The organism is Enterobacter sp. SCRI0065, from assembly GCF_059766475.1.
Window position 1 is genome coordinate 398,890 of the sequence record NZ_JCBAJB010000004.1, and the last position, 21,361, is coordinate 420,250.

17 protein-coding genes are annotated in these 21,361 nt (G+C 53.6%); 10 read left to right on the forward strand and 7 right to left on the reverse strand.

Annotated elements, in window-relative coordinates:
• The first annotated feature begins 2 nt into the window (after window positions 1-2).
• The 5 genes from AC6EMZ_RS14355 (at window position 3) to fhuB (ending at window position 7,131) form a co-directional block, all read left to right on the forward strand.
• Entirely contained in the window at window positions 3-1,007 is a 1,005-nt protein-coding gene (locus AC6EMZ_RS14355; protein ID WP_498403210.1) for a fimbrial protein, read from the forward strand.
• A 205-nt stretch (window positions 1,008-1,212) separates the two neighbouring features.
• Complete coding sequence (gene fhuA / locus AC6EMZ_RS14360; protein ID WP_498403211.1) at window positions 1,213-3,417, forward strand: ferrichrome porin FhuA; 2,205 nt, start codon at window positions 1,213-1,215, stop codon at window positions 3,415-3,417.
• A gap of 47 nt (window positions 3,418-3,464) precedes the next feature.
• Window positions 3,465-4,262 carry a Fe3+-hydroxamate ABC transporter ATP-binding protein FhuC gene (fhuC, locus tag AC6EMZ_RS14365; protein ID WP_498403212.1) on the forward strand — a complete coding sequence of 266 codons (798 nt, stop codon included), beginning with the start codon at window positions 3,465-3,467 and terminating at the stop codon, window positions 4,260-4,262.
• Window positions 4,262-5,152: a Fe(3+)-hydroxamate ABC transporter substrate-binding protein FhuD gene (fhuD, locus tag AC6EMZ_RS14370; RefSeq protein WP_498403213.1), complete on the forward strand. Its 891-nt coding sequence runs from the start codon at window positions 4,262-4,264 to the stop codon at window positions 5,150-5,152. The genes fhuC and fhuD overlap by 1 nt, the downstream gene beginning before the upstream one ends.
• A complete protein-coding gene (gene fhuB, locus AC6EMZ_RS14375; protein ID WP_498403214.1) occupies window positions 5,149-7,131 on the forward strand; it encodes a Fe(3+)-hydroxamate ABC transporter permease FhuB in 1,983 nt (660 codons plus the stop codon). The genes fhuD and fhuB overlap by 4 nt, the downstream gene beginning before the upstream one ends.
• Before the next feature lie 40 nt (window positions 7,132-7,171).
• On the opposite strand, the gene hemL is transcribed toward fhuB, so the two are convergent.
• A complete protein-coding gene (gene hemL / locus AC6EMZ_RS14380) occupies window positions 7,172-8,452 on the reverse strand; it encodes a glutamate-1-semialdehyde 2,1-aminomutase (protein ID WP_498403215.1) in 1,281 nt (426 codons plus the stop codon).
• A gap of 179 nt (window positions 8,453-8,631) precedes the next feature.
• Here hemL and clcA point away from each other — a divergent pair, with 179 nt between their 5' ends.
• On the forward strand, window positions 8,632-10,032 hold the full coding sequence (gene clcA, locus AC6EMZ_RS14385; RefSeq protein WP_498403291.1) for a H(+)/Cl(-) exchange transporter ClcA: 1,401 nt from the start codon (window positions 8,632-8,634) through the stop codon (window positions 10,030-10,032).
• Window positions 10,033-10,111: 79 nt separating this feature from the next.
• Entirely contained in the window at window positions 10,112-10,456 is a 345-nt protein-coding gene (erpA, locus tag AC6EMZ_RS14390; RefSeq protein WP_498403216.1) for an iron-sulfur cluster insertion protein ErpA, read from the forward strand.
• Window positions 10,457-10,546: 90 nt separating this feature from the next.
• Here the strand turns inward: erpA and AC6EMZ_RS14395 are convergent, their stop codons facing one another.
• Genes AC6EMZ_RS14395 through mtnN form a run of 3 tightly spaced genes read right to left on the reverse strand, consistent with a single transcriptional unit; the run spans window position 10,547 to window position 12,680 of the window.
• Window positions 10,547-11,170 carry a TRIC cation channel family protein gene (locus AC6EMZ_RS14395; RefSeq protein WP_271265946.1) on the reverse strand — a complete coding sequence of 208 codons (624 nt, stop codon included), beginning with the start codon at window positions 11,168-11,170 and terminating at the stop codon, window positions 10,547-10,549.
• Window positions 11,171-11,191: 21 nt separating this feature from the next.
• The gene (btuF, locus tag AC6EMZ_RS14400; RefSeq protein ID WP_498403218.1) at window positions 11,192-11,989 is read right to left on the reverse strand and encodes a vitamin B12 ABC transporter substrate-binding protein BtuF; all 798 of its coding nucleotides are present in this window, start codon (window positions 11,987-11,989) and stop codon (window positions 11,192-11,194) included.
• Window positions 11,982-12,680: a 5'-methylthioadenosine/S-adenosylhomocysteine nucleosidase gene (gene mtnN / locus AC6EMZ_RS14405; RefSeq protein WP_498403219.1), complete on the reverse strand. Its 699-nt coding sequence runs from the start codon at window positions 12,678-12,680 to the stop codon at window positions 11,982-11,984. The genes btuF and mtnN overlap by 8 nt, the downstream gene beginning before the upstream one ends.
• An 82-nt stretch (window positions 12,681-12,762) precedes the next feature.
• On the opposite strand from mtnN, the gene dgt reads away from it, so the two are divergent.
• The 3 genes from dgt (at window position 12,763) to cdaR (ending at window position 17,164) form a co-directional block, all read left to right on the forward strand.
• Window positions 12,763-14,277, forward strand: a complete 1,515-nt coding sequence (gene dgt, locus AC6EMZ_RS14410) for a dGTPase (protein WP_498403221.1) — start codon at window positions 12,763-12,765, stop codon at window positions 14,275-14,277.
• Between the two features lie 130 nt (window positions 14,278-14,407).
• Window positions 14,408-15,853 (forward strand): serine endoprotease DegP, encoded by a 1,446-nt coding sequence (gene degP / locus AC6EMZ_RS14415; protein WP_498403222.1) that lies wholly within the window; start codon window positions 14,408-14,410, stop codon window positions 15,851-15,853.
• A 153-nt stretch (window positions 15,854-16,006) separates the two neighbouring features.
• The gene (cdaR, locus tag AC6EMZ_RS14420; RefSeq protein WP_498403223.1) at window positions 16,007-17,164 is read left to right on the forward strand and encodes a DNA-binding transcriptional regulator CdaR; all 1,158 of its coding nucleotides are present in this window, start codon (window positions 16,007-16,009) and stop codon (window positions 17,162-17,164) included.
• Between the two features lie 113 nt (window positions 17,165-17,277).
• Here the strand turns inward: cdaR and AC6EMZ_RS14425 are convergent, their stop codons facing one another.
• From AC6EMZ_RS14425 to glnD, 3 genes are all read right to left on the reverse strand, one after another.
• Window positions 17,278-17,667 (reverse strand): DUF3461 family protein, encoded by a 390-nt coding sequence (locus AC6EMZ_RS14425; protein WP_498403224.1) that lies wholly within the window; start codon window positions 17,665-17,667, stop codon window positions 17,278-17,280.
• A 110-nt stretch (window positions 17,668-17,777) separates the two neighbouring features.
• Window positions 17,778-18,602 (reverse strand): 2,3,4,5-tetrahydropyridine-2,6-dicarboxylate N-succinyltransferase, encoded by an 825-nt coding sequence (dapD, locus tag AC6EMZ_RS14430; protein WP_498403225.1) that lies wholly within the window; start codon window positions 18,600-18,602, stop codon window positions 17,778-17,780.
• 32 nt (window positions 18,603-18,634) lie between these two features.
• Window positions 18,635-21,310: a bifunctional uridylyltransferase/uridylyl-removing protein GlnD gene (gene glnD / locus AC6EMZ_RS14435; RefSeq protein WP_498403226.1), complete on the reverse strand. Its 2,676-nt coding sequence runs from the start codon at window positions 21,308-21,310 to the stop codon at window positions 18,635-18,637.
• Between the last annotated feature and the right edge of the window lie 51 nt (window positions 21,311-21,361).

Consider the following 21,361-nt stretch of genomic DNA (forward strand, 5'->3'; position numbering starts at 1 on the left):
GTGTGAGTCATCACTTTTCTGTTGCACCGTTTTTCTTTCTGGCGCTGTTATTGCTTTGCGGAACGAGGATTAGCCCCGCAGGGGCAGCGTGTCATCTAGAGGAGGGAGAGGCCAATGGTATCGTTACCTTTCAGGTTCCTTCCGTCATTATTCTTGATCCCGATACGCCTGTGGGGACGGTGGTTTACGAACATAACGTAGAGAGCGGTGAAGTGGTGGTGAAGTGTGAAGGGCGAGATGAGCAAATCCGAAAAGGTTATTTGACGTTAAATAATGGCGATGCCAGAGAAGATGTATTACCCGGTGTTTATCGAACGAATGTGCCGGGGATAGGCATTCGGGCAGCCGCCTCGACCGAAAGGCTCCCCACTTATAGTGATGACGATTTTATCCGCCCCTGGGACTATTATGGCACGCGGCACGGTTCTTCATCGGACACGGTAACTTTTCGCGCGGCCGCTCAGTTTGTTGTTATAGGAAGTATAGAAGAGGGTAATCTGGACACCTCTCTTCTGACCGCTCAGGAAACGCTCGGTGGTTCTGTGTTGGGAGAAATGCGTTTCTCCCCGACCACGGTGCGCATTACGACAAATACCTGCAATTTGATCGATAAGAATATTTATGTCCCATTAAAAACCATCAACGCTCACGATCTTAAAGATGGGTACTCTGAGATCTTGACGGACAGTGGGTTTAAAATTGAGATTACAGACTGTAGGGCTGGCACTCGTGTCGATTATCGCTTTAAGAGCGCAGGTTCGATGGGGGTGAAAACCAGTAATATTCTGGATATAGCGAGTGGGGATCAAGCTGCAAGCGGAGTGGGGATTCAGATCCTCGACGGTAACAATACGGTGATAGGTTTTGACCAGGATTACACCGCCATCAGCAGTACCCGCGAAAATGAAAAAGTCGAGATCCCACTGAAAGCGCGTTACATCAAAACCGGTGATGTCAAAGCCGGAAAAGTGGACGCTGTCGCCACTTTTGACGTTTTCTATCGTTAACCCATCGTTATGCTGTGGCGGTAGTTACGCGATCATTTTCCTAACTTTATTAACCCATCATTTTCATCTGATTAATTCTTAAACCCTCATTTCTGGTAGGGCCGCATATCGCTTGCTATGCCGCCAGCGTTTCGCATATTATTCTGCGGTCATAATAATAATTCTCGTTTACGTTATCATTCACTCTTTCATCAGAGATATACCAATGGCGCTTAAAACTGCTCAGCCAATGAATGCTTCGCTGCGTAAAATCGCAGTTGTTGTAGCCACAGCGGTGAGCGGCATGTCTGCTTTTGCACATGCGGCTGATACCCCTAAAGAAGACACGATTACTATTACCGCAGCACCTGCTCAGCAGGAAAGTGCTTGGGGTCCCTCTCCGACGATTGCGGCAAAACGCACTGCAACCGCGACCAAAACCGATACGCCTATTGAGAAAACGCCGCAGTCTATCTCCATCGTCACGCGCGAAGAGATGGATATGAAACAGCCTGCAACGGTTAAGCAGGCTCTGGCGTACTCCCCAAGCGTTTTTGCGACGCGTGGTTCTTCGACAACGTATGACGTTGTTTCGATTCGCGGTTTTACCACTTCCAGCACGGTGAACACCAACCAGTATCTGGATGGGATGAAGCTACAGGGTGACAACTACTCTGAAGCGTCTATGGACCCATATTTCCTGGAACGTGTTGAGTTGTTACGCGGTCCAACCTCTGTCCTGTATGGCAAAAGCCATCCGGGCGGCGTGGTCAGTATGGTAAGTAAACGCCCAACGACCGAGCCACTGCGTGAAATTCAGTTCAAAATGGGCACTGACAACCTCTGGCAGACCGGTTTTGACTTTAGCGATGCGATTGATGATAACGGCGTGTGGTCTTACCGCCTGACCGGTTTGGGTAAGAGTGAGAATGCGCAGCAGGAAATGGTGAAATCTACCCGCTACGCGGTTGCACCTTCATTCAGCTGGCGTCCCGATGATAAAACGGATTTCACCTTCCTGAGCAACTTCCAAAGCGATCCGGATGCGGGTTACTACGGTTGGCTGCCTCGTGAAGGGACGGTCGTTCCTTATTATGATGCGAACGGCAACGCGCATAAGCTGCCAACTGATTTCAACGAAGGTGAACAGGACAATAAAGTTTCTCGTCGCCAGAAGCTTATCGGCTATAGCTTCGCGCACGAATTTGATGACACTTTCACTGTGCGTCAAAACCTGCGCTACACCAAAATCAATACGCTTTATCGTTCTGTCTACGGAACGGGCTATATTGCGCCCGCTCAAATAAGCCGTGCCTACGTCCGTTCCGATGAGAATCTGAACTCCTTCACGGTTGATACGCAGCTTCAGTCAAAATTTGCTACGGGTGCCGTCGATCATACTCTGTTAACGGGTGTTGATTACCTGCGTATGCGTAACGACATTGATGCTAAATATGGTTCTGCCGATCCGATCAGCATGAACGATCCGCAGTACGGTAATGCCAACGTCAACGTGAACTTCCCTTATGCGGTGCTTAATCGTCAGGAGCAAACGGGACTGTATGCACAGGATCAGGCGGAATGGGATAAGTGGGTAATGACGCTGGGCGGACGTTATGATTTCGCAAAAACGTCGACTCTGACACGCGCGTCTGCAACCACAGCGGAAATTAACGATAAGGCCTTCACCTGGCGCGGCGGGATTAACTATCTCTTCGACAACGGCATCACACCTTACTTCAGCTATAGCGAATCATTCGAACCAATTTCTGGGGGAACGCAGGGCGGAAAACCGTTCGATCCGGCTCGTGGTAAACAGTACGAAACGGGTGTGAAATATGTTCCTAAGGATCTGCCTGTTGTTATCACTGCCGCTGTATATCAGCTGACCAAGAACAACAACCTGACAGCGGATCCAGCAAACCCAACCAGCGGATTTAGCGTACAGGGTGGTGAGATCCGTTCACGAGGTTTCGAGCTGGAAGCGAAAGCGGCAGTGAATGCCAACATCGACGTGACGGCAGCGTATAGCTACACCGATGCCAAATATACCCACGATACCTGGTACGAAGGCCGTCGTCCGGCAGAAGTTCCGCGCAACATGGCTTCACTGTGGGCGGATTATACCTTCCATGAAACGGCGCTGAGTGGCCTGACCTTAGGTGCGGGTGCGCGTTACATCGGCAATACCGTTTCTTACTACTCCGCTGCGTCATCGAAAGCTTACGAGTCGTTTAACGTCGCGGGTTATGCGCTGGCCGATGCGACCGTGAAATACGATCTTGCTCGTTTAGGTCTGCCGGGCTCTTCGGTTGGCGTCAACGTGAACAATATCTTTGACCGTGAGTATGTCTCCAGTTGCTATAGCGAATATGCATGCTACTGGGGCGCAGGACGTCAGGTTGTTGCCACGGCGACCTTCCGCTTCTAATCTTTTTTCGGGCACGGTTCGCCGTGCCCTTTAACAAGTTGGCTATCATGCAGGATAACAAAACGCATTCCGACACCACTTTCGCACTTCAGAACACCTCCTTTCGCGTACCCGGACGCACGTTGCTGCATCCGCTCTCTTTGACGTTCCCTGTTGGAAAAGTAACGGGCCTGATTGGTCACAATGGTTCCGGTAAATCCACGCTGCTAAAAATGCTGGGCCGCCATCAGCCGCCGTCAGAAGGAGACATCCTGCTCGACGGACAGCCGCTCGACAGCTGGAACAGCAAGGCATTTGCGCGCAAGGTCGCTTATCTGCCGCAGCAACTTCCGCAGGCGGAAGGGATGACGGTGCGTGAGCTCGTGGCGATTGGACGTTATCCGTGGCACGGTGCGCTCGGGCGTTTTGGCATGGCCGACAGAGAAAAAGTAGAAGAAGCGATTACGCTGGTGGGATTAAAACCGCTGGCGCATCGTCTGGTCGATAGCCTCTCCGGCGGCGAACGTCAGCGTGCGTGGATTGCGATGCTGGTGGCGCAGGATAGCGACTGTTTGCTGCTCGATGAACCCACCTCGGCGTTGGATATCGCGCACCAGGTTGATGTTTTGGCGTTGATCCATCGCCTGAGCCAGCAGAAAGGGCTGACGGTGATTGCGGTGCTGCATGATATCAACATGGCGGCCCGTTACTGCGATTATCTGGTCGCCCTTCGCGGGGGAGAGATGATTGCACAGGGTACGCCGTCTGAACTGATGCGCGGCGAAACGCTGGAACAAATTTACGGTATTCCAATGGGTATTCTGCCTCATCCTGCAGGGGCTGCACCGGTGAGCTTTGTGTTCTGATGCTGGATTCCACTTTGATGAGTCGCCGTCGTTTACTGACGGCCATGGCGCTTTCGCCGCTGCTGTTAAACATGAGCAAGGCGCGTGCTGCCGCCATCGATCCGCATCGAATTGTGGCGCTGGAATGGCTGCCGGTTGAGCTTTTACTCGCGCTGGGCGTCGCGCCCTATGGCGTAGCGGATATTCCCAACTACAACCTGTGGGTGAACGAGCCAAAGATCCCCGATTCGGCGATTGATATTGGGCTGCGCACCGAGCCGAACCTTGAGCTGCTGACCCAGATGAAACCCTCCTTTCTGGTCTGGTCTGCGGGCTATGGCCCGTCGGAAGACAAGCTTGCGCACATTGCACCTGGCCGAGGATTTACCTTCAGCGATGGCAAAAAACCGCTGACGATGGCCCGCAACTCACTGAACGAAATGGCGCAGCTTCTGCATATGGAGGCCGCCGCTAAGCAGCATCTCGATCATTTTGATGGCTTTATCGATTCGCTAAAACCTCGCTTTGCTTCCCGTGGCGAACGCCCGCTGCTGATGGTTACACTGTTGGATGCGCGTCATGTTTTGGTCTTCGGAAATAACTGCCTGTTCCAGGAGGTGCTGGACAGCTACGGAATTCGCAACGCCTGGGACGGTGAAATGACCTATTGGGGCAGCACCGCCGTAGGTATCGATCGTCTGGCGGCGTTTCGTGATGTCGACGTGCTGTGCTTCGATCACGGTAACGATCGTGAAATGCAAAAGCTGATGGCGACGCCGCTGTGGCAGGCGATGCCGTTTGTGCGTGAGCAGCGATTCCAGCGAGTGCCCGCGGTCTGGTTTTACGGTGCGACGCTGTCGGCGATGCATTTTGCCCGTGTCCTTGATGGCGCGCTGGGGGGCAAAGCATGAGACAGCGTATCGCGCTCTTTCCGGCACTGCTGCTGACGCTGATTTTCGTTATCGCTCTGATTCTGACCTGGTCGAATTTGTCGCTTGCCCTGCCGCGTGCGCAGTGGGGACAGGCGCTGGCATTACCGGATATCGATAATATCCAGCAAATGCTGTTCCACTACAGTCTGTTACCGCGTCTGACCATCTCGCTGTTGGTAGGGGCGGGGCTTGGGCTGGTGGGCGTTCTTTTCCAGCAGGTCTTACGTAATCCGCTGGCCGAACCGACGACGCTGGGTGTCGCAACCGGCGCACAGCTTGGGATCACTATCACCACGCTGTGGGCGCTACCGGGGGTATTAACCTCCCAGTTTGCCGCGCTGGTAGGGGCCTGTGTTGTGGGCGCGCTGGTCTTCGGTGTTGCCTGGGGAAAACGTCTCTCCCCCGTGACGCTGATCCTCGCAGGTCTCGTTGTGAGTCTTTATTGCGGGGCGATAAATCAGGTACTGGTACTGTTCCACCACGATGAGCTGCAAAGCATGTTCTTGTGGAGCACCGGCACGCTGACACAAACCGACTGGAGCATTGTCCAGCGCCTGTGGCCGCAGTTGCTTGGCGGCGTATTGCTAACCTTACTGCTGCTGCGCCCGCTCACCTTAATGGGGCTGGACGATGGCGTCGCGCGCAATCTTGGGCTGGCGCTTTCACTGGCGCGTCTGGCAGCGTTGACGCTCGCTATTGTCTTAAGTGCTCTGCTGGTTAATGCGGTTGGTATCATTGGCTTTATTGGGCTGTTTGCGCCTTTGCTGGCGAAAATGCTCGGCGCACGTCGCTTGCTGGCTCGGCTTCTGCTGGCTCCGCTGATTGGTGCGTTGATCCTCTGGCTTTCCGATCAGATCATTCTTTGGCTGGCGCGGGTCTGGATGGAAGTCTCTACCGGCTCGGTAACGGCGCTAATTGGTGCGCCATTATTGCTGTGGCTCTTGCCGCGTCTGCGCAGCATGAGCGCACCTGCTATGGACGTGGGGGATAACGTTTATGCCGAGCGTCAACACGTTTCATGGTATGCCCTGGCGGGTATGGCGGTGCTGATTATTGCCGCAGTGACGGCGCTTTCCCTGGGGCGTGATGCGAGCGGTTGGCATTGGGCAACGGGAACGATGCTTGATGAACTGTTGCAGTGGCGTTGGCCGCGCATTTTCTCTGCGATGATTGCCGGGGTGATGCTGGCGGTGGCGGGGTGCATTATCCAGCGTATGACCGGTAATCCGATGGCAAGCCCGGAAGTGCTGGGGATCAGCTCAGGCTCGGCGTTTGGCGTGGTGCTGATGCTGTTCTTTGTACCGGGCGACGCTTTTGGCTGGCTGATGCCAGCCGGGAGCATTGGCGCGGCGGCGACACTGCTGATCATCATGGCGGCGGCCGGACGCGGTGGTTTTTCCCCGCATCGTATGCTGTTGGCGGGTATGGCGCTGAGTACGGCATTCACTATGCTGCTGATGATGTTGCAGGCCAGCGGTGATCCGCGTATGGCGCAGATCCTGACCTGGATTTCGGGTTCAACCTACAATGCGACGGGCGAGCAGGTGGTTTACAGTGGCGTGGTGATGGTGCTGCTGTTGGCCATTACGCCGCTGTTCCGTCGTTGGATGACGATTCTGCCGCTGGGTAGTGAAACGGCGCGCGCGGTGGGTATGGCACTCACGCCGTCACGCGTGGGCTTGCTGTTGCTGGCCGCCTGTCTGACGGCGACTGCCACCATGACGATTGGGCCATTAAGTTTTATTGGTTTAATGGCACCACACATTGCGCGCATGCTGGGCTTTCGCCGCACCATGCCGCATATCGTTATTTCAGCGATAATCGGCGGGGTTATGTTGGTGTTGGCAGACTGGTTGGGCAGGATGGTGCTGTTCCCGTATCAGATCCCAGCCGGGCTGCTGTCGACCTTTATTGGCGCACCGTACTTTATCTATCTGCTGAGGAAGCAGAGCCGGTAATCAATGCAAAACGGCAACCATAAGGTTGCCGTTTTTACGATTAGATTTTGGCAAACACCCTACGTGCTGCATCAATAGTTTTGTTGATATCTTCTTTACTGTGCGCCACGGACATAAAGCCCGCTTCAAACGCTGACGGTGCCAGATACACACCTTCTTCCAGCATCAGATGGAAGAAACGCTTAAAGCGCTCAACGTCACACTTCACCACGTCCTGATAGCAGGTCACGGTTTTCGCGTCGGTGAAGAAAATACCGAACATACCGCCCACGTGGTTCACCACCAGTGGAACGCCGGTTTCTTCTGCGGCTCTTAGCAGGCCATTTGCCAGCTGCGTTGTCAGGTCGGTCAGGGTTTCGTGGATACCCGGCTGCGCCACTTCGGTCAGGCAGGCAAAACCAGCGGCCATCGCGATCGGGTTGCCGGAAAGCGTACCGGCCTGGTACACCGGCCCGGTTGGCGCCAGCGCCTCCATCACGTCTTTTCGACCGCCAAATGCGCCTACCGGCATGCCGCCACCGATAATTTTACCGAGGCAGGTCAGGTCAGGTTCAACATCATAATAAGACTGTGCTCCCGCCAGCGCGACGCGGAAGCCGGTCATCACTTCATCAATAATCAGCAGCGCGCCAAACTCATCGCACAGCGCGCGCAGGCCTTGCAGGAAGCCTGGCTGTGGCGGAATACAGTTCATGTTGCCCGCAACCGGCTCAACGATGATACAGGCGATCTCCTGTGGGTATTGCTCAAATGCAGCGCGAACCGTGTCCAGATCGTTAAAAGTGCAGGTCAGGGTGTGTTTGGCAAAGTCAGCCGGTACACCCGGGGAGTTTGGCTGGCCGAGGGTCAGCGCACCTGAGCCTGCTTTTACCAGCAGGCAGTCGGCATGACCATGGTAGCAACCTTCAAACTTGATGATTTTATCGCGGCCGGTAAAACCGCGCGCCAGACGAATGGCGCTCATGGTCGCTTCCGTACCGGAGTTCACCATCCGTACCATATCCATGGTAGGGACTAGCTCGGTCACCAGTTCCGCCATTTTGACTTCCATCTCGGTTGGCGCACCAAAACTTAACCCGCGCTGCGCAGCTTCAATCACAGCATTACGGATAGTCGGGTGGTTGTGGCCCAGTACCATTGGACCCCAGGATCCGACATAATCGATATAGGCTTTGCCATCGACATCGTACAGGTATGCACCGTCCGCACGTTCGATAAACAGCGGCGTTCCACCTACGCCAGTAAAGGCGCGAACGGGAGAGTTAACACCGCCCGGGATAAGCTCGCGTGCAGCACTGTAGAGGTTTTCTGACTTACTCATGGCGTCGTTCCTGGTTCGTAGAAAATGGTTAAGCACACTATTCTAAGTGATCCGTTGATGGTTATGAAATTTTTGCCTAAATGATGCAGAACAATGATTAAGGATTTTTCAGGCGACGGGCGGCATTTGGGACAGTAGAATCCCGCCTGCTATTTGTATGACTAATAAAAGAATGGATGATGAACGCAGATAACTCCTCTTTTGAACAACGGCAGTATTCTCGACTGCGCCGCCGGATAAGCGTCCGACGCTTGCTGAACCGCGATAAAACGCCGCTGGCAATCCTGGTAATGGCCGCTGTGGTTGGTACGCTGGCCGGACTGGTCGGTATCGCGTTCGAAAAAGCGGTCAATGCCATTCTGAACTGGCGTATTGGTACCCTTGCGGGAATTGCTGAACATCCGTGGTTGATGTGGCCGCTGGCCTTTATTTTGTCGGCGCTGCTGGCGATGGTGGGTTATTTCCTGGTGCGGAAGTATGCGCCGGAGGCAGGCGGTTCCGGTATTCCGGAAATAGAAGGTGCGCTGGAAGAGCTGCGCCCTGTGCGCTGGTGGCGTGTGATCCCGGTGAAATTTATCGGCGGCATGGGCACGCTCGGTGCGGGAATGGTGCTCGGGCGCGAAGGGCCAACGGTCCAGTTGGGCGGCAATATTGGACGCATGGTGGCAGACATCTTCCGCATGCGCAGCGGCGAAGCGCGGCATACCTTGCTCGCCACAGGGGCAGCCGCAGGCCTTTCCGCCGCATTTAACGCTCCGCTGGCCGGGATCCTGTTTATCATCGAAGAGATGCGTCCGCAGTTTCGCTATAACCTTATCTCGATCAAGGCCGTTTTTACCGGCGTCATTATGTCGAGCATCGTCTTTCGGATTTTCAATGGTGAAGGGGCGGTGATTGAGGTGGGAAAACTCACCAATGCGCCGGTCAATACGCTGTGGCTTTATCTTATTCTGGGCATGATTTTCGGTACGATCGGCCCGCTGTTTAATTCGCTGATCATACGCACTCAGGATCTGTTTCAGCGTTTTTACGGTGGCAATACGACAAAGTGGGTGTTGATCGGCGGACTGCTCGGCGGGATGTGCGGTGTATTGGGTTTGATCGAGCCAGAAGCGGCGGGCGGCGGCTTTAGCCTGATCCCGATTGCGGCAGCGGGAAATTACAGCGTAGGGTTACTGCTATTTCTGTTCATTACCCGTGTTGTCACCACGCTACTCTGTTTTTCTTCCGGTGCGCCGGGAGGGATCTTTGCCCCTATGTTGGCGCTGGGTACGCTGCTCGGAACGGCATTTGGCATGGCGGCAGCGGCAGGGTTTCCGGCCTATCATCTTGAAGCTGGAACCTTTGCGATAGCCGGAATGGGGGCGCTGCTGGCGGCATCGTTACGCGCGCCGCTGACCGGAATCTTGCTGGTTTTGGAAATGACTGACAATTACCAGCTCATTTTGCCAATGATCATTACCTGCCTCGGCGCGACACTATTAGCCCAGTTCCTGGGCGGAAAACCGCTATACTCCACCATTCTTGCGCGAACCCTGGCGAAGCAAGAAGCCGCACTGGCTGAAAAGCAGAATACTTGAATGAATTACCAGGGTATTAGATAATGAAAAAAAGAATTGGGTGATTTTTACCCAATGGCAGTATTCATGGGAGTAAAAAATGAGTGATGACGTAGCGTTGCCGCTGCAGTTTACCGAAGCCGCAGCCAACAAAGTAAAACACCTGATTGCCGACGAAGACAATCCGGAGCTGAAACTGCGCGTATATATTACTGGCGGCGGTTGCAGCGGGTTCCAGTACGGTTTTACCTTCGACGATAAGATCAACGACGGTGACATGACCATCGAGAAGCAGGGCGTCGCGCTGGTCGTTGACCCGATGAGCCTGCAATACCTGGTCGGTGGCGCGGTGGACTACACCGAAGGCCTGGAAGGTTCCCGCTTTGTGGTGACCAACCCGAACGCGACAAGCACCTGTGGATGTGGTTCGTCGTTTAGCATCTAACGGTTCGGACGATGTGGTCTGATGCCCTCACCCCTACAGGGAGAGGGAGAAAATACTAAAAACGGTAACCTGGCGGTTACCGTTTTGCTTTTACCTTCCGTTTTCATCCAGCGCAAACGTCGGCAGTTTTAAATGCCAGCGTATCGCCGCCAGACGAATTCCCAGCGTGACAACCATTCCGATCATCGCTGCTGTTTCAAGCTCCACGCCAAAGGTATAGAACGCCGTCGCATGGACTATCCCGCCGATAATACACGCCGTGGCATAGATTTCAGTTCGCAGAATCATGGGCACTTCACGCGCTAAGATATCGCGGATAATCCCGCCGCCCACGCCGGTTAGCACGCCCATGCAAATTGCCACCATTGGTCCGGTGCCCGCCATAAACGCTTTGTTGACGCCGATACCAACGAACACCGCCAGACCGACGGCATCCAGCACAGGAAGGATCCATTTAGGCAGTCGACGGGGTTGGCGAACCAGCACGATCGTCAACAGGCAGGTGACCATGGCGACCACCAGATCGGTGGGATCTCTGACCCAAAATACCGGACCATGATCGAGCGCCATATCGCGGATCGTTCCGCCTCCGACGGCCGTCACTACGCCGAGTACCAGCACGCCAAAAGGATCCATACGAAGTTTGCCTGCGAGCAATACGCCGGAGATAGCAAACACGGCTGTGCCAAGGATATCCAGCCAGTAAACGAGCATTTTAATAATCCCCGAATAGAGTTAGTGACTCTGAGAAAGCGCAGAGCAGAGTTGTTTTGCGGCGAGGATAATACGCGGGCTTGCTCGTTCAAACCAGTCACCGTGCAGGGCAATAACCGGAATTTTGAGCTGGCTATGCCAGAATTGTTCAATTTTAGGAATTTCGCTCGCATTTCCTATTACGACAATTGCCTGCGGCTGACGCGCCAGTACCTGTTCACGGCTGACCTGAGGCCAGGGAACACGGCTTGAGGCAAAGATATTTTCTCCTCCGCAGACCTCTAATACCTGATTCTGGATAGAACCTTTACCGGTGGTAAAAAGCGGCTGGCTGCCAAACTGCAAAAACACGCGCTTTTTCGGCGAGACGTCATATTTTGCTTTCAGTGAGGCATAGTCGTTAAGCAGTTGTTGAGCGGCCTGCTGGGCTTTTTGAGGCGTTGGGCTCCAGGCGGATAACTCGCGTAACGTCTGGGCAATCTGCTCAATGCTAATGGCGTCAACCCAAAGCACTTTGATACCCAGCGAAGAGAGCTGATTAACCTGTCGCTCGGCGTTACCGCCGCGCCAGGCCAGCACCAGATCGGGCTTCAACGCCACGATGCGCTCAAGGTTCATGCCTTGCCAGGTCGAGACTTCCTCGATCTGTTTAGCTTCGGGTGGATAGTCAGAGAAACTGCTGACGCCAACAGGGGTGATCCCGGCGGCAAAAGCCAGTTCGGTATTGGCAGGCGAAAGGGTAATCACACGCGGCGCGGCGAGAAGCCACGCCGGTGCGAGCAAGCACAGGGCGACCAGCGCCCATAATGCCTTAGCCACGCGCCAGTTTCTGTACCAGCGTTTCCACTATGATCGTGGACTGCTTAGCCGCAACCGCCAGGAACTCATCGAAGCTCAGGTGGGATTGTTGGTCGGCGACGTCGGAAATCGCGCGCACCACCACAAACGGTACGCTGAAGTTATGGCAAACGTGCGCAATGGCTGTCGCTTCCATTTCAACGGCAACGGCCTGCGGGAAGTTGTGGCGGATTTTGGCCAGACCTACGGAACCGTTGATGAAGGCATCACCGCTGACAATCAGACCGCGTACGGCGTTCAGGTTCAGTTCGGCAATGCAGCTTTCGGCTGCGGCAATCAGCTTGTCATCCGCTTTGAAGCCTGCCGGGCAGCCTGGAAGCTGACCGTATTCGTAACCAAATGCGGTCACGTCGGCATCGTGATAGCGCGCTTCGTCGGATACCACAATGTCGCCCACTTTAAGCGTCTCGGCCAGGCCACCCGCAGAACCGGTGTTAACGATAACGTCCGGCTTGCAGCGTTCCAGTAAAAGCGTTGCGCCAAGGGCTGCCGCTACTTTACCGATGCCTGATTTCAGCAGAGCCACGTCGGTCCCGTTCAACTGGCCGGTGTAAATTTCACAGCCGCCCAATGAGAGGGTCTGACGGTTCTCAATTTTGTCACGCAGCAGCGTAACTTCTTCTTCCATTGCACCAATAATGCCGATTTTCATAGATTTACTCGCGATGTGCCTTGTTAAGATGCATAGTCTATCATGCGCTTAAGGGGAAACGCATTCTCACGCGGGGGAGCACATGGCACCGATCGATTTTCGCAATAAAATTAACTGGCATCGTCGTTTCCGTTCTCCGCAGGGAGAAAAGAGTGAACATGAGATCCTGCGTATCTTTGAAAGCGATCGCGGACGCATTATTAATTCCCCTGCCATCCGCCGCTTGCAGCAAAAAACGCAGGTGTTCCCACTGGAGCGCAATGCGGCAGTTCGCACGCGGTTAACCCACTCAATGGAAGTCCAGCAGGTGGGGCGTTACATCGCCAAAGAGATCCTCAGCCGACTTAAAGAGCAACGCTTGCTGGAAACCTACGGTCTGGATGAACTGACCGGGCCGTTCGAGAGCATCGTTGAGATGGCGTGCCTGATGCACGACATTGGCAACCCGCCGTTTGGGCATTTTGGTGAGGCGGCGATTAACGACTGGTTCAAGCAGCGCCTGTTTCCCTCGGATGCTGCCAGTCAGCCGCTGACCGATGACCGCTGTCTGAACCGAGATTTGCGTCTGCGAGAGGGTGAAGAAGCTATCAACGATCTGCGCCGCAAGGTGCGTCAGGATCTTTGCCAGTTCGAAGGGAACGCGCAGGGGATCCGGTTGGTGCATTCTCTGATGCGGATGAACCTGACCTGGGCGCAGGTGGGCTGTATCCTCAAATATACTCGCCCGGCGTGGTGGATGGGTGAGCCACCCGTATCCCACAGTTATTTGATGAAAAAGCCGGGTTATTACCTTTCTGAAGAAGCCTATATTGAAAGGTTGCGTAAGGAACTTTCGTTGACTCCGCATGGCCGCTTCCCATTAACCTGGATTATGGAGGCCGCAGACGATATCTCCTATTGCGTAGCCGATCTGGAAGATGCCGTTGAGAAAAGAATATTTAGCGTTGAAGAACTTTATCAGCATCTTCATCAGGCCTGGGGTCAGCATGAAAAAGGTTCGCTGTTTGCGCAGGTCGTCGAAAATGCGTGGGAAAAATCCCGCTCAAATTCGCTAAGCCACAGCACCGAAGATCAGTTCTTTATGTATTTGCGAGTCAATACGCTAAATAAATTGGTGCCTTACGCCGCCGCTCGTTTTATAGACAATTTGCCGACCATTTTCAGCGGTGACTTCAATCATGCGTTGCTGGAAGACGATAGTAGCTTTAGCCAACTGCTTGAATTGTATAAAAACGTCGCCATTCGGCATGTCTTTAGCCACCCTGATGTCGAGCAACTGGAATTACAAGGCTATCGCGTCATCAGCGGGCTACTTGAAATTTACCGTCCGCTACTGCAATTATCGGTAGAGGAATTCACCGAACTGGTTGAAAACGATCGGGTGAAACGCTTACCGATTGAATCGCGACTTTTTCATAAACTGTCTACGCGTCATCGTCTTGCCTATGTCGAAGCTGTTAGTAAAATTGACCGATATTCTGCGCAATGGCCGATTCTGGAATATTATTATCGCTGTCGATTGATTCAGGACTATATCAGCGGAATGACCGATTTGTATGCCTGGGATGAATACCGTCGACTGATGGCCGTGGAATAATTTATGACTTTTGTAAAGACGGCCAATAAATTTTTACTTTTTCCAGAAACTTAATCCCGGAACTTCGCGCGACAAAACGAATCTGATGTACACAGCAATTTTGCGTTATCCGTATAATGAGATTGAGAACATGAAAAAAACCACATTAGCAATGAGTGCACTGGCTCTGAGTTTAGGTTTAGCGTTATCTCCTCTGTCTGCCTCCGCAGCTGAGACCGCGTCTTCGGCTGCAACCGCGCAGCCGATGCCAAGCCTGGCCCCGATGCTCGAAAAAGTGATGCCATCGGTGGTGAGTATTAACGTTGAAGGCAGCACGACCGTGAATACGCCGCGCATGCCGCGTAACTTCCAGCAGTTCTTTGGCGATAATTCTCCGTTCTGCCAGGAAGGTTCTCCATTCCAGAGCTCTCCGTTCTGTCAGGGCGGTGGGGCAGGTGATGACAGCGCGGGTGGTAACGGCGGCGGCCAGCAGCAAAAATTCATGGCGCTGGGTTCTGGCGTCATCATTGATGCCGCTAAAGGCTATGTTGTCACCAACAACCACGTGGTGGACAACGCCAGCAGCATTAAAGTCCAGCTGAGCGATGGTCGTAAGTTTGACGCTAAAGTCGTAGGCAAAGATCCGCGTTCTGATATCGCGCTGATTCAGATTCAGGATCCCAAAAACCTGACGGCGATTAAGCTTGCAGACTCTGACGCGCTGCGCGTCGGTGATTACACTGTGGCGATTGGTAACCCGTTTGGCCTGGGTGAAACGGTCACCTCCGGTATCGTCTCTGCGCTGGGTCGTAGCGGCCTGAATGCTGAAAACTACGAGAACTTTATCCAGACCGATGCCGCGATTAATCGTGGTAACTCCGGCGGTGCGCTGGTGAACCTGAACGGTGAACTTATCGGTATCAACACCGCTATCCTGGCACCGGACGGTGGCAACATCGGTATTGGTTTTGCGATTCCGAGCAATATGGTGAAAAACCTGACCAGCCAGATGGTCGAATTTGGCCAGGTCAAACGTGGCGAGCTGGGTATCCTGGGTACTGAGCTGAACTCTGAACTGGCGAAAGCGATGAAGGTAGATGCGCAGCGTGGCGCATTTGTAAGCCAGGTCATGGCGAATTCATCCGCCGCGAAAGCAGGTATCAAAGCGGGCGATGTGATTACCACCCTGAACGGTAAGCCAATCAGCAGCTTCGCCGCATTGCGTGCGGAAGTTGGCTCCATGCCGGTTGGCAGTAAAGTGGCGCTTGGACTGCTGCGTGATGGTAAGCCTGTGAATGTAAGCCTTGAGTTGCAGCAAAGCAGCCAGACTCAGGTTGATTCCAGCTCCATCTTTAGCGGTATTGAAGGTGCAGAGATGAGCAACAAAGGCGCGGATAAAGGCGTCGTTGTGAGCAACGTGAAAGCCAACACGCCTGCTGCCCGTATCGGCCTGAAAAAAGGTGATGTGATTATTGGTGCCAACCAGCAGCCGGTGAAAAACATCGCTGAACTGCGCAAAATTCTCGACAGCAAACCGACCGTGCTGGCGCTGAATATTCAACGTGGCGATACCACTCTCTATCTGTTGATGCAGTAATCCTCCCAGTCCCTGCTTCCACGAAGCAGGGACTTTACCCTTTTCTGTGACCCTTTCCACAAGTCCATACTTCTTCCCCTGACTTTGTGCATCCGCACAATGCAGCAGCATTTGAACTCCCCTATGCTTGAGCTCTGCTCACAGGAGGGTTACATGGCTGGCTGGCATCTTGATACCAAAATGGCGCAGGAAATCGTGGCGCGAACCATGCGCATCATCGATACCAATATCAACGTAATGGATGCTCGTGGGCGAATCATCGGCAGCGGCGATCGTGAACGTATTGGGGAATTGCACGAAGGCGCGCTACTGGTGCTTTCTCAGGGACGCGTTGTGGATATTGATGATGCGGTGGCGCGACATCTCCACGGCGTGCGTCAGGGAATTAACCTGCCTTTGCGACTAGAAGGTGAGATTGTCGGCGTTATCGGTCTGACCGGCGAGCCGGAGCTACTGCGCAAATACGGTGAACTGGTATGCATGACCGCCGAGATGATGCTGGAACAATCGCGGCTGATGCATCTTCTGGCGCAGGATAGCCGTCTTCGTGAAGAGTTGGTGATGAACTTAATCCAGGCCGAGGAGCATACGCCAGCACTGACGGAATGGGCGCAGCGTTTAGGTATCGACCTTAACCAGCCACGCGTGGTGGCGGTGATTGAAGTGGATAGCGGTCAGCTGGGGGTGGATAGTGCGATGGCGGAGTTGCAGCAGCTGCAAAATGCGCTTGCCACACCGGAGCGTAACAACCTGGTGGCGATTGTCTCCCTGACCGAGATGGTGGTGTTAAAACCGGCACTTAACCCGTTTGGCCGCTGGGATGCTGAAGATCATCGCCGTCGTGTTGAGCTGCTGATTGCACGAATGAAAGAGAACGGCCAGCTGCGTTTTCGCGTGGCGCTTGGTAATTACTTCACCGGCCCTGGCAGCATTGCCCGTTCGTGGCGTACGGCACGCACCACCATGATGGTGGGTAAACAGCGTATGCCGGAAAGCCGTGGCTATTTCTATCAAGATTTGATGCTGCCGGTGTTGCTCGACAGCCTGAGGGGGGGCTGGCAAGCCAATGAGCTGGCGCGTCCACTTGTTCGTTTGAAGGCAATGGATAATAACGGTCTGTTGCGACGTACTTTGCAGGCCTGGTTTCGCCATAACGTCCAGCCTCTGGCGACGTCGAAAGCGCTGTTTATTCACCGCAATACGCTGGAATATCGGTTGAACCGTATTTCAGAACTCACCGGGCTGGATTTAGGTAATTTTGACGACAGATTGCTGCTGTATGTGGCGTTGCAGTTGGATGAGCAGAGGTAGGTAAAAGCAAAACGGTAACCTCAAGGCTACCGTTTTTAGGGTTTGCACCCTCTTCACGTGGGAGAGGGAAGGGGTGAGGACATCAGAACGCACTCAACCCAGCATGAAACTTTTTATTTATTACGCGTCAACTTCTCAAGATCGGCTTCGATTTCACTGATCTTATGCGTGACAACGTTTTCAAGATGACGAAGGTCATCGAGGATCTTACGCTTAAGATCGACTTCAGTACGATCGCGCTGGCAGATCTGATCGAGCTCGTCGATCACGTAGCGCAGATTCGGACTGATTTCCTGAACTTCTTTATACCCTTGCCCTACGCCATCAGCGACAACGGTTTTACGTTGACGAGGATATTTGAACTTCACGCTCTTAGCGAAAAACTCTCCTTTGTCCTTGTGAAAATAGATTTTCAAAATATCGTTGTTCGCTTCCTGGCGGAGGCTATAACGATCAATTTCATCAGGATTGGTAATGCCCAGACTTTTCAGATTATCGTACATAGCGGTACCCTTTATCTCAACATAACCTATGAATAATTAACGAAAAAATCTATTTTCGCCACCTTAAGATGTAAAAAAAGCGGGGTGGCCCCGCTTTTTTTTATCACCGATTAATCGATGGTGCGCAGCAGTTCGTTGATACCGACTTTACCGCGAGTTTTCGCATCGACTTTTTTCACGATAACCGCGCAGTACAGGCTGTATTTGCCATCTTTTGACGGAAGGTTGCCGGAAACGACAACGGAGCCTGCTGGTACGCGACCATAATGCACTTCACCCGTTTCACGATCGTAAATACGCGTGCTTTGACCGATGTAAACACCCATCGAGATCACGGAGCCTTCTTCTACAATCACGCCTTCAACCACTTCGGAGCGGGCTCCGATGAAGCAGTTGTCTTCGATGATGGTTGGGTTGGCTTGCAGTGGCTCAAGTACGCCACCGATACCGACGCCGCCGGACAGGTGAACGTTTTTACCGATCTGCGCGCAAGAACCCACGGTCGCCCAGGTATCTACCATGGAACCTTCATCAACGTATGCGCCGATGTTCACGTAGGACGGCATCAGCACGGTATTACGCGCGATATAAGCACCCTGACGAACGGCCGCTGGTGGCACAACGCGGAACCCTTCTTTCTGGAAACGCGCTTCGTCATAATTAGCGAATTTCATTGGGACTTTATCGAAGTAGCGACTTTCCGCACCGTCGATAACCTGGTTATCGTTAATACGGAAAGAGAGCAGCACGGCTTTCTTCAGCCACTGATGAGTTACCCACTGGCCGTCAATTTTTTCCGCTACCCGCAGCGCGCCGGAATCCAGTAAAGAAATCACCTGGTTAACCGCTTCGCGGGTTACGGTATCTGCATTTGCCGGGGTGATCTCGGCGCGACGCTCAAAGGCGGACTCAATAACGTTCTGTAACTGCTGCATTGTTTACTCTTTCCATTTTACTAAAAAACACGTCACCCTTTATCGTTTGGATTGAGGGCCTCTGTCAACCGTTGTTGTACCTCAAGTTGCAGCTCATTATTAAGCGCACGCCTGTCGGCTGTGGCGATTATGAATAAATCTTCTACTCGCTCGCCAATGGTTGTAATTCGGGCCCCATGCAGCGAAATTCCCAGATCCGAAAAAACCTGACCGACGCGGGCCAGCAGGCCGGGCTGGTCGAGTGCGATCAGCTCAAGGAACGATTTACGGTCGGTATGGGTCGGCAGGAAATTGACCTCGGTATCGACGGTAAAGTGGCGCAATTTCGACGGTTGTCGGCGCGGCTGCGGCGGCTGCCAGCTGCGCTGAGTAATCGCCTGCTCCAGTCCGAAGCGAATTCCCTCGTGGCGATCGGAGGAGAGTGGGCTGCCGTCTGGCTCCAGCACAATAAAGGTATCCATTGCCATTCCATCACGCGTCGTAAAGATTTGCGCGTCATGTACGCTCAGGTTGCGCCTGTCGAGCTCGGCGCAAACGGCGGCAAACAGGTAGGGTCTGTCTGGGCTCCAGATGAAAATTTCTGTTCCACCGCGCGTAGCCTGTGGGCTTAGCAAGATCATCGGTTGTGCCAGATCATGCTTAAGCAGATGCCCTGCATGCCATGCCAGCTGATGTGGACTGTGGCGAACAAAGTAATTGGCCCGACAGCGTGACCAGATCTGATGTAGCGCTTCTTCGTCAATATTGTCCATTCGCAGCAGCGCCAGCGCCTGGAGCTGATGGTGGCGTACGCGCTCACGCATATCCGGCGTATTTTGCATTCCGCGACGCAGTTGTTTTTCCGTGGCGAAATAGAGTTCGCGCAACAGGCTTTGCTTCCAGCTGTTCCACAGCGTTTCGTTCGTGGCACAAATATCGGCGACCGTCAGGCAGACCAGGAAGCGCAGACGGTTTTCAGTCTGCACAATTTCGGCAAACTGTTTGATGACTTCCGGATCCTGAATATCACGACGCTGTGCGGTAACCGACATCAACAAATGGTGGCGTACCAGCCACGCAACCAGCTGTGTTTCACGTGAATTAAGACCGTGAAGTTCGGCAAACTTCAACACATCCTGCGCGCCGAGCACGGAGTGATCGCCGCCGCGTCCTTTCGCGATATCGTGGAACAGGGCCGCAATCAGGATCAGTTCAGGGTGGCTGAGTCGCGGCCACAGGTCGACGCACAACGGGTGCTTCGAGCGTGTTTCTTCGTTAGCAAAGCTTTCAAGCTTCAGCATGACGCGAATAGTGTGTTCATCAACCGTATAGGCGTGGAACAGATCAAATTGCATCTGGCCTACGATATGCGACCATTGCGGCATGTAGGCCCACAGCACGCTGTGTCGATGCATGGGCAGCATACCTCGCCGGACTGCGCCTGGGTGGCGAAGCATGCTCAGAAAAAGCGAACGAGCTTCCGGGATGTAGCACAGAGGCTGCTTTAGATGACGGCGCGCATGGCGCAAATGACGCAGAGTCGTGGAGTAAATGCCGGTGATCGTGCTATTGCGGACCATGGTGTAGAACATGCGCAGTATGGCTTCTGGCTCGCGGATGAACAACGTTTCGTCGCGCAGGTCGATTAACGTGCCGCGCAGCTGGAATTCGTCATCAATCGGTCGCGGCTTTTCGTCGGGCGTCAGGGCCAGAATAGCTTCATCAAACAGCTGTAAGAGCATTTGATTGAGTTCAGCCACGCGGCGGGTGACGCGGAAGAAATCCTTCATCATATGTTCAACCGGTTCGTTACCGTCGCCACTGTAGTTCAGACGTTGGGCAACGCTCAGTTGGCGGTCAAACAGCAGCCGATTATCGTAGCGAGTCACTTCAAGATGCAGGGCAAAGCGAATGCGCCAAAGAATATGCAGACATTCGTTGAGTTCATTGCGCTCGGCTTCGGTTAAAAAGCCGAAACCGACCATTTCGTCGAGCGACGTCGCGCCAAAATGACGGCGAGCAACCCACTGCAATGTATGAATGTCGCGTAAGCCACCTGGGCTACTTTTAATATCGGGTTCGAGATTATAGCTGGTGCCGTGATAGCGCTGATGACGCACATTTTGTTCTTCGACCTTTGCGGCAAAGAATTTTTCTGAAGGCCAGAACCCTTCGCTGAAAATATGCTTTTGCAGTTCAAGGAATAGCGCCACGTCGCCAATCAGCAGGCGGGTCTCGATCAGGTTGGTGGCGACGGTGAGGTCCGCTAGTCCTTCCAGCAAACACTCTTCGAGCGTGCGAACGCTATGACCGACTTCCAGCTTTACATCCCACAGCAGCGTCAGCAACTCGCCAATTTTCTGCGCCTGTTCTTCTGGCAGTTTTTTGCGGCTCAGAACGAGCAGGTCAATATCAGAGAGGGGATGTAACTCACCGCGTCCGTAACCCCCTACGGCGACCAGCGCCACGTCGCTAATCTGCCCAAATCCGTAATCGATCCACAGACGTTGTAACAGCTGATCGATAAATTCGGTGCGCGCTTCGATGAGGGCCTCCGCTGAAATACCCGCGTCAAACGCCTTGCCCAGCCAGCGCTGAAAGACGTCAATATGTGCCTTAATATCCGCGCAGCTGAGCATCTCCTGTGACCAGACCCCCGGATTATCTGGCTGATCGGGTAGGGTGGGAAGTGCCGTGTTGGCATACTGTTCGGGTAAAAGATTACTCATCGTGCGCCACCCATAAGTAAAAGCTATAGCCATTAAAAAAGCCGGCATTTG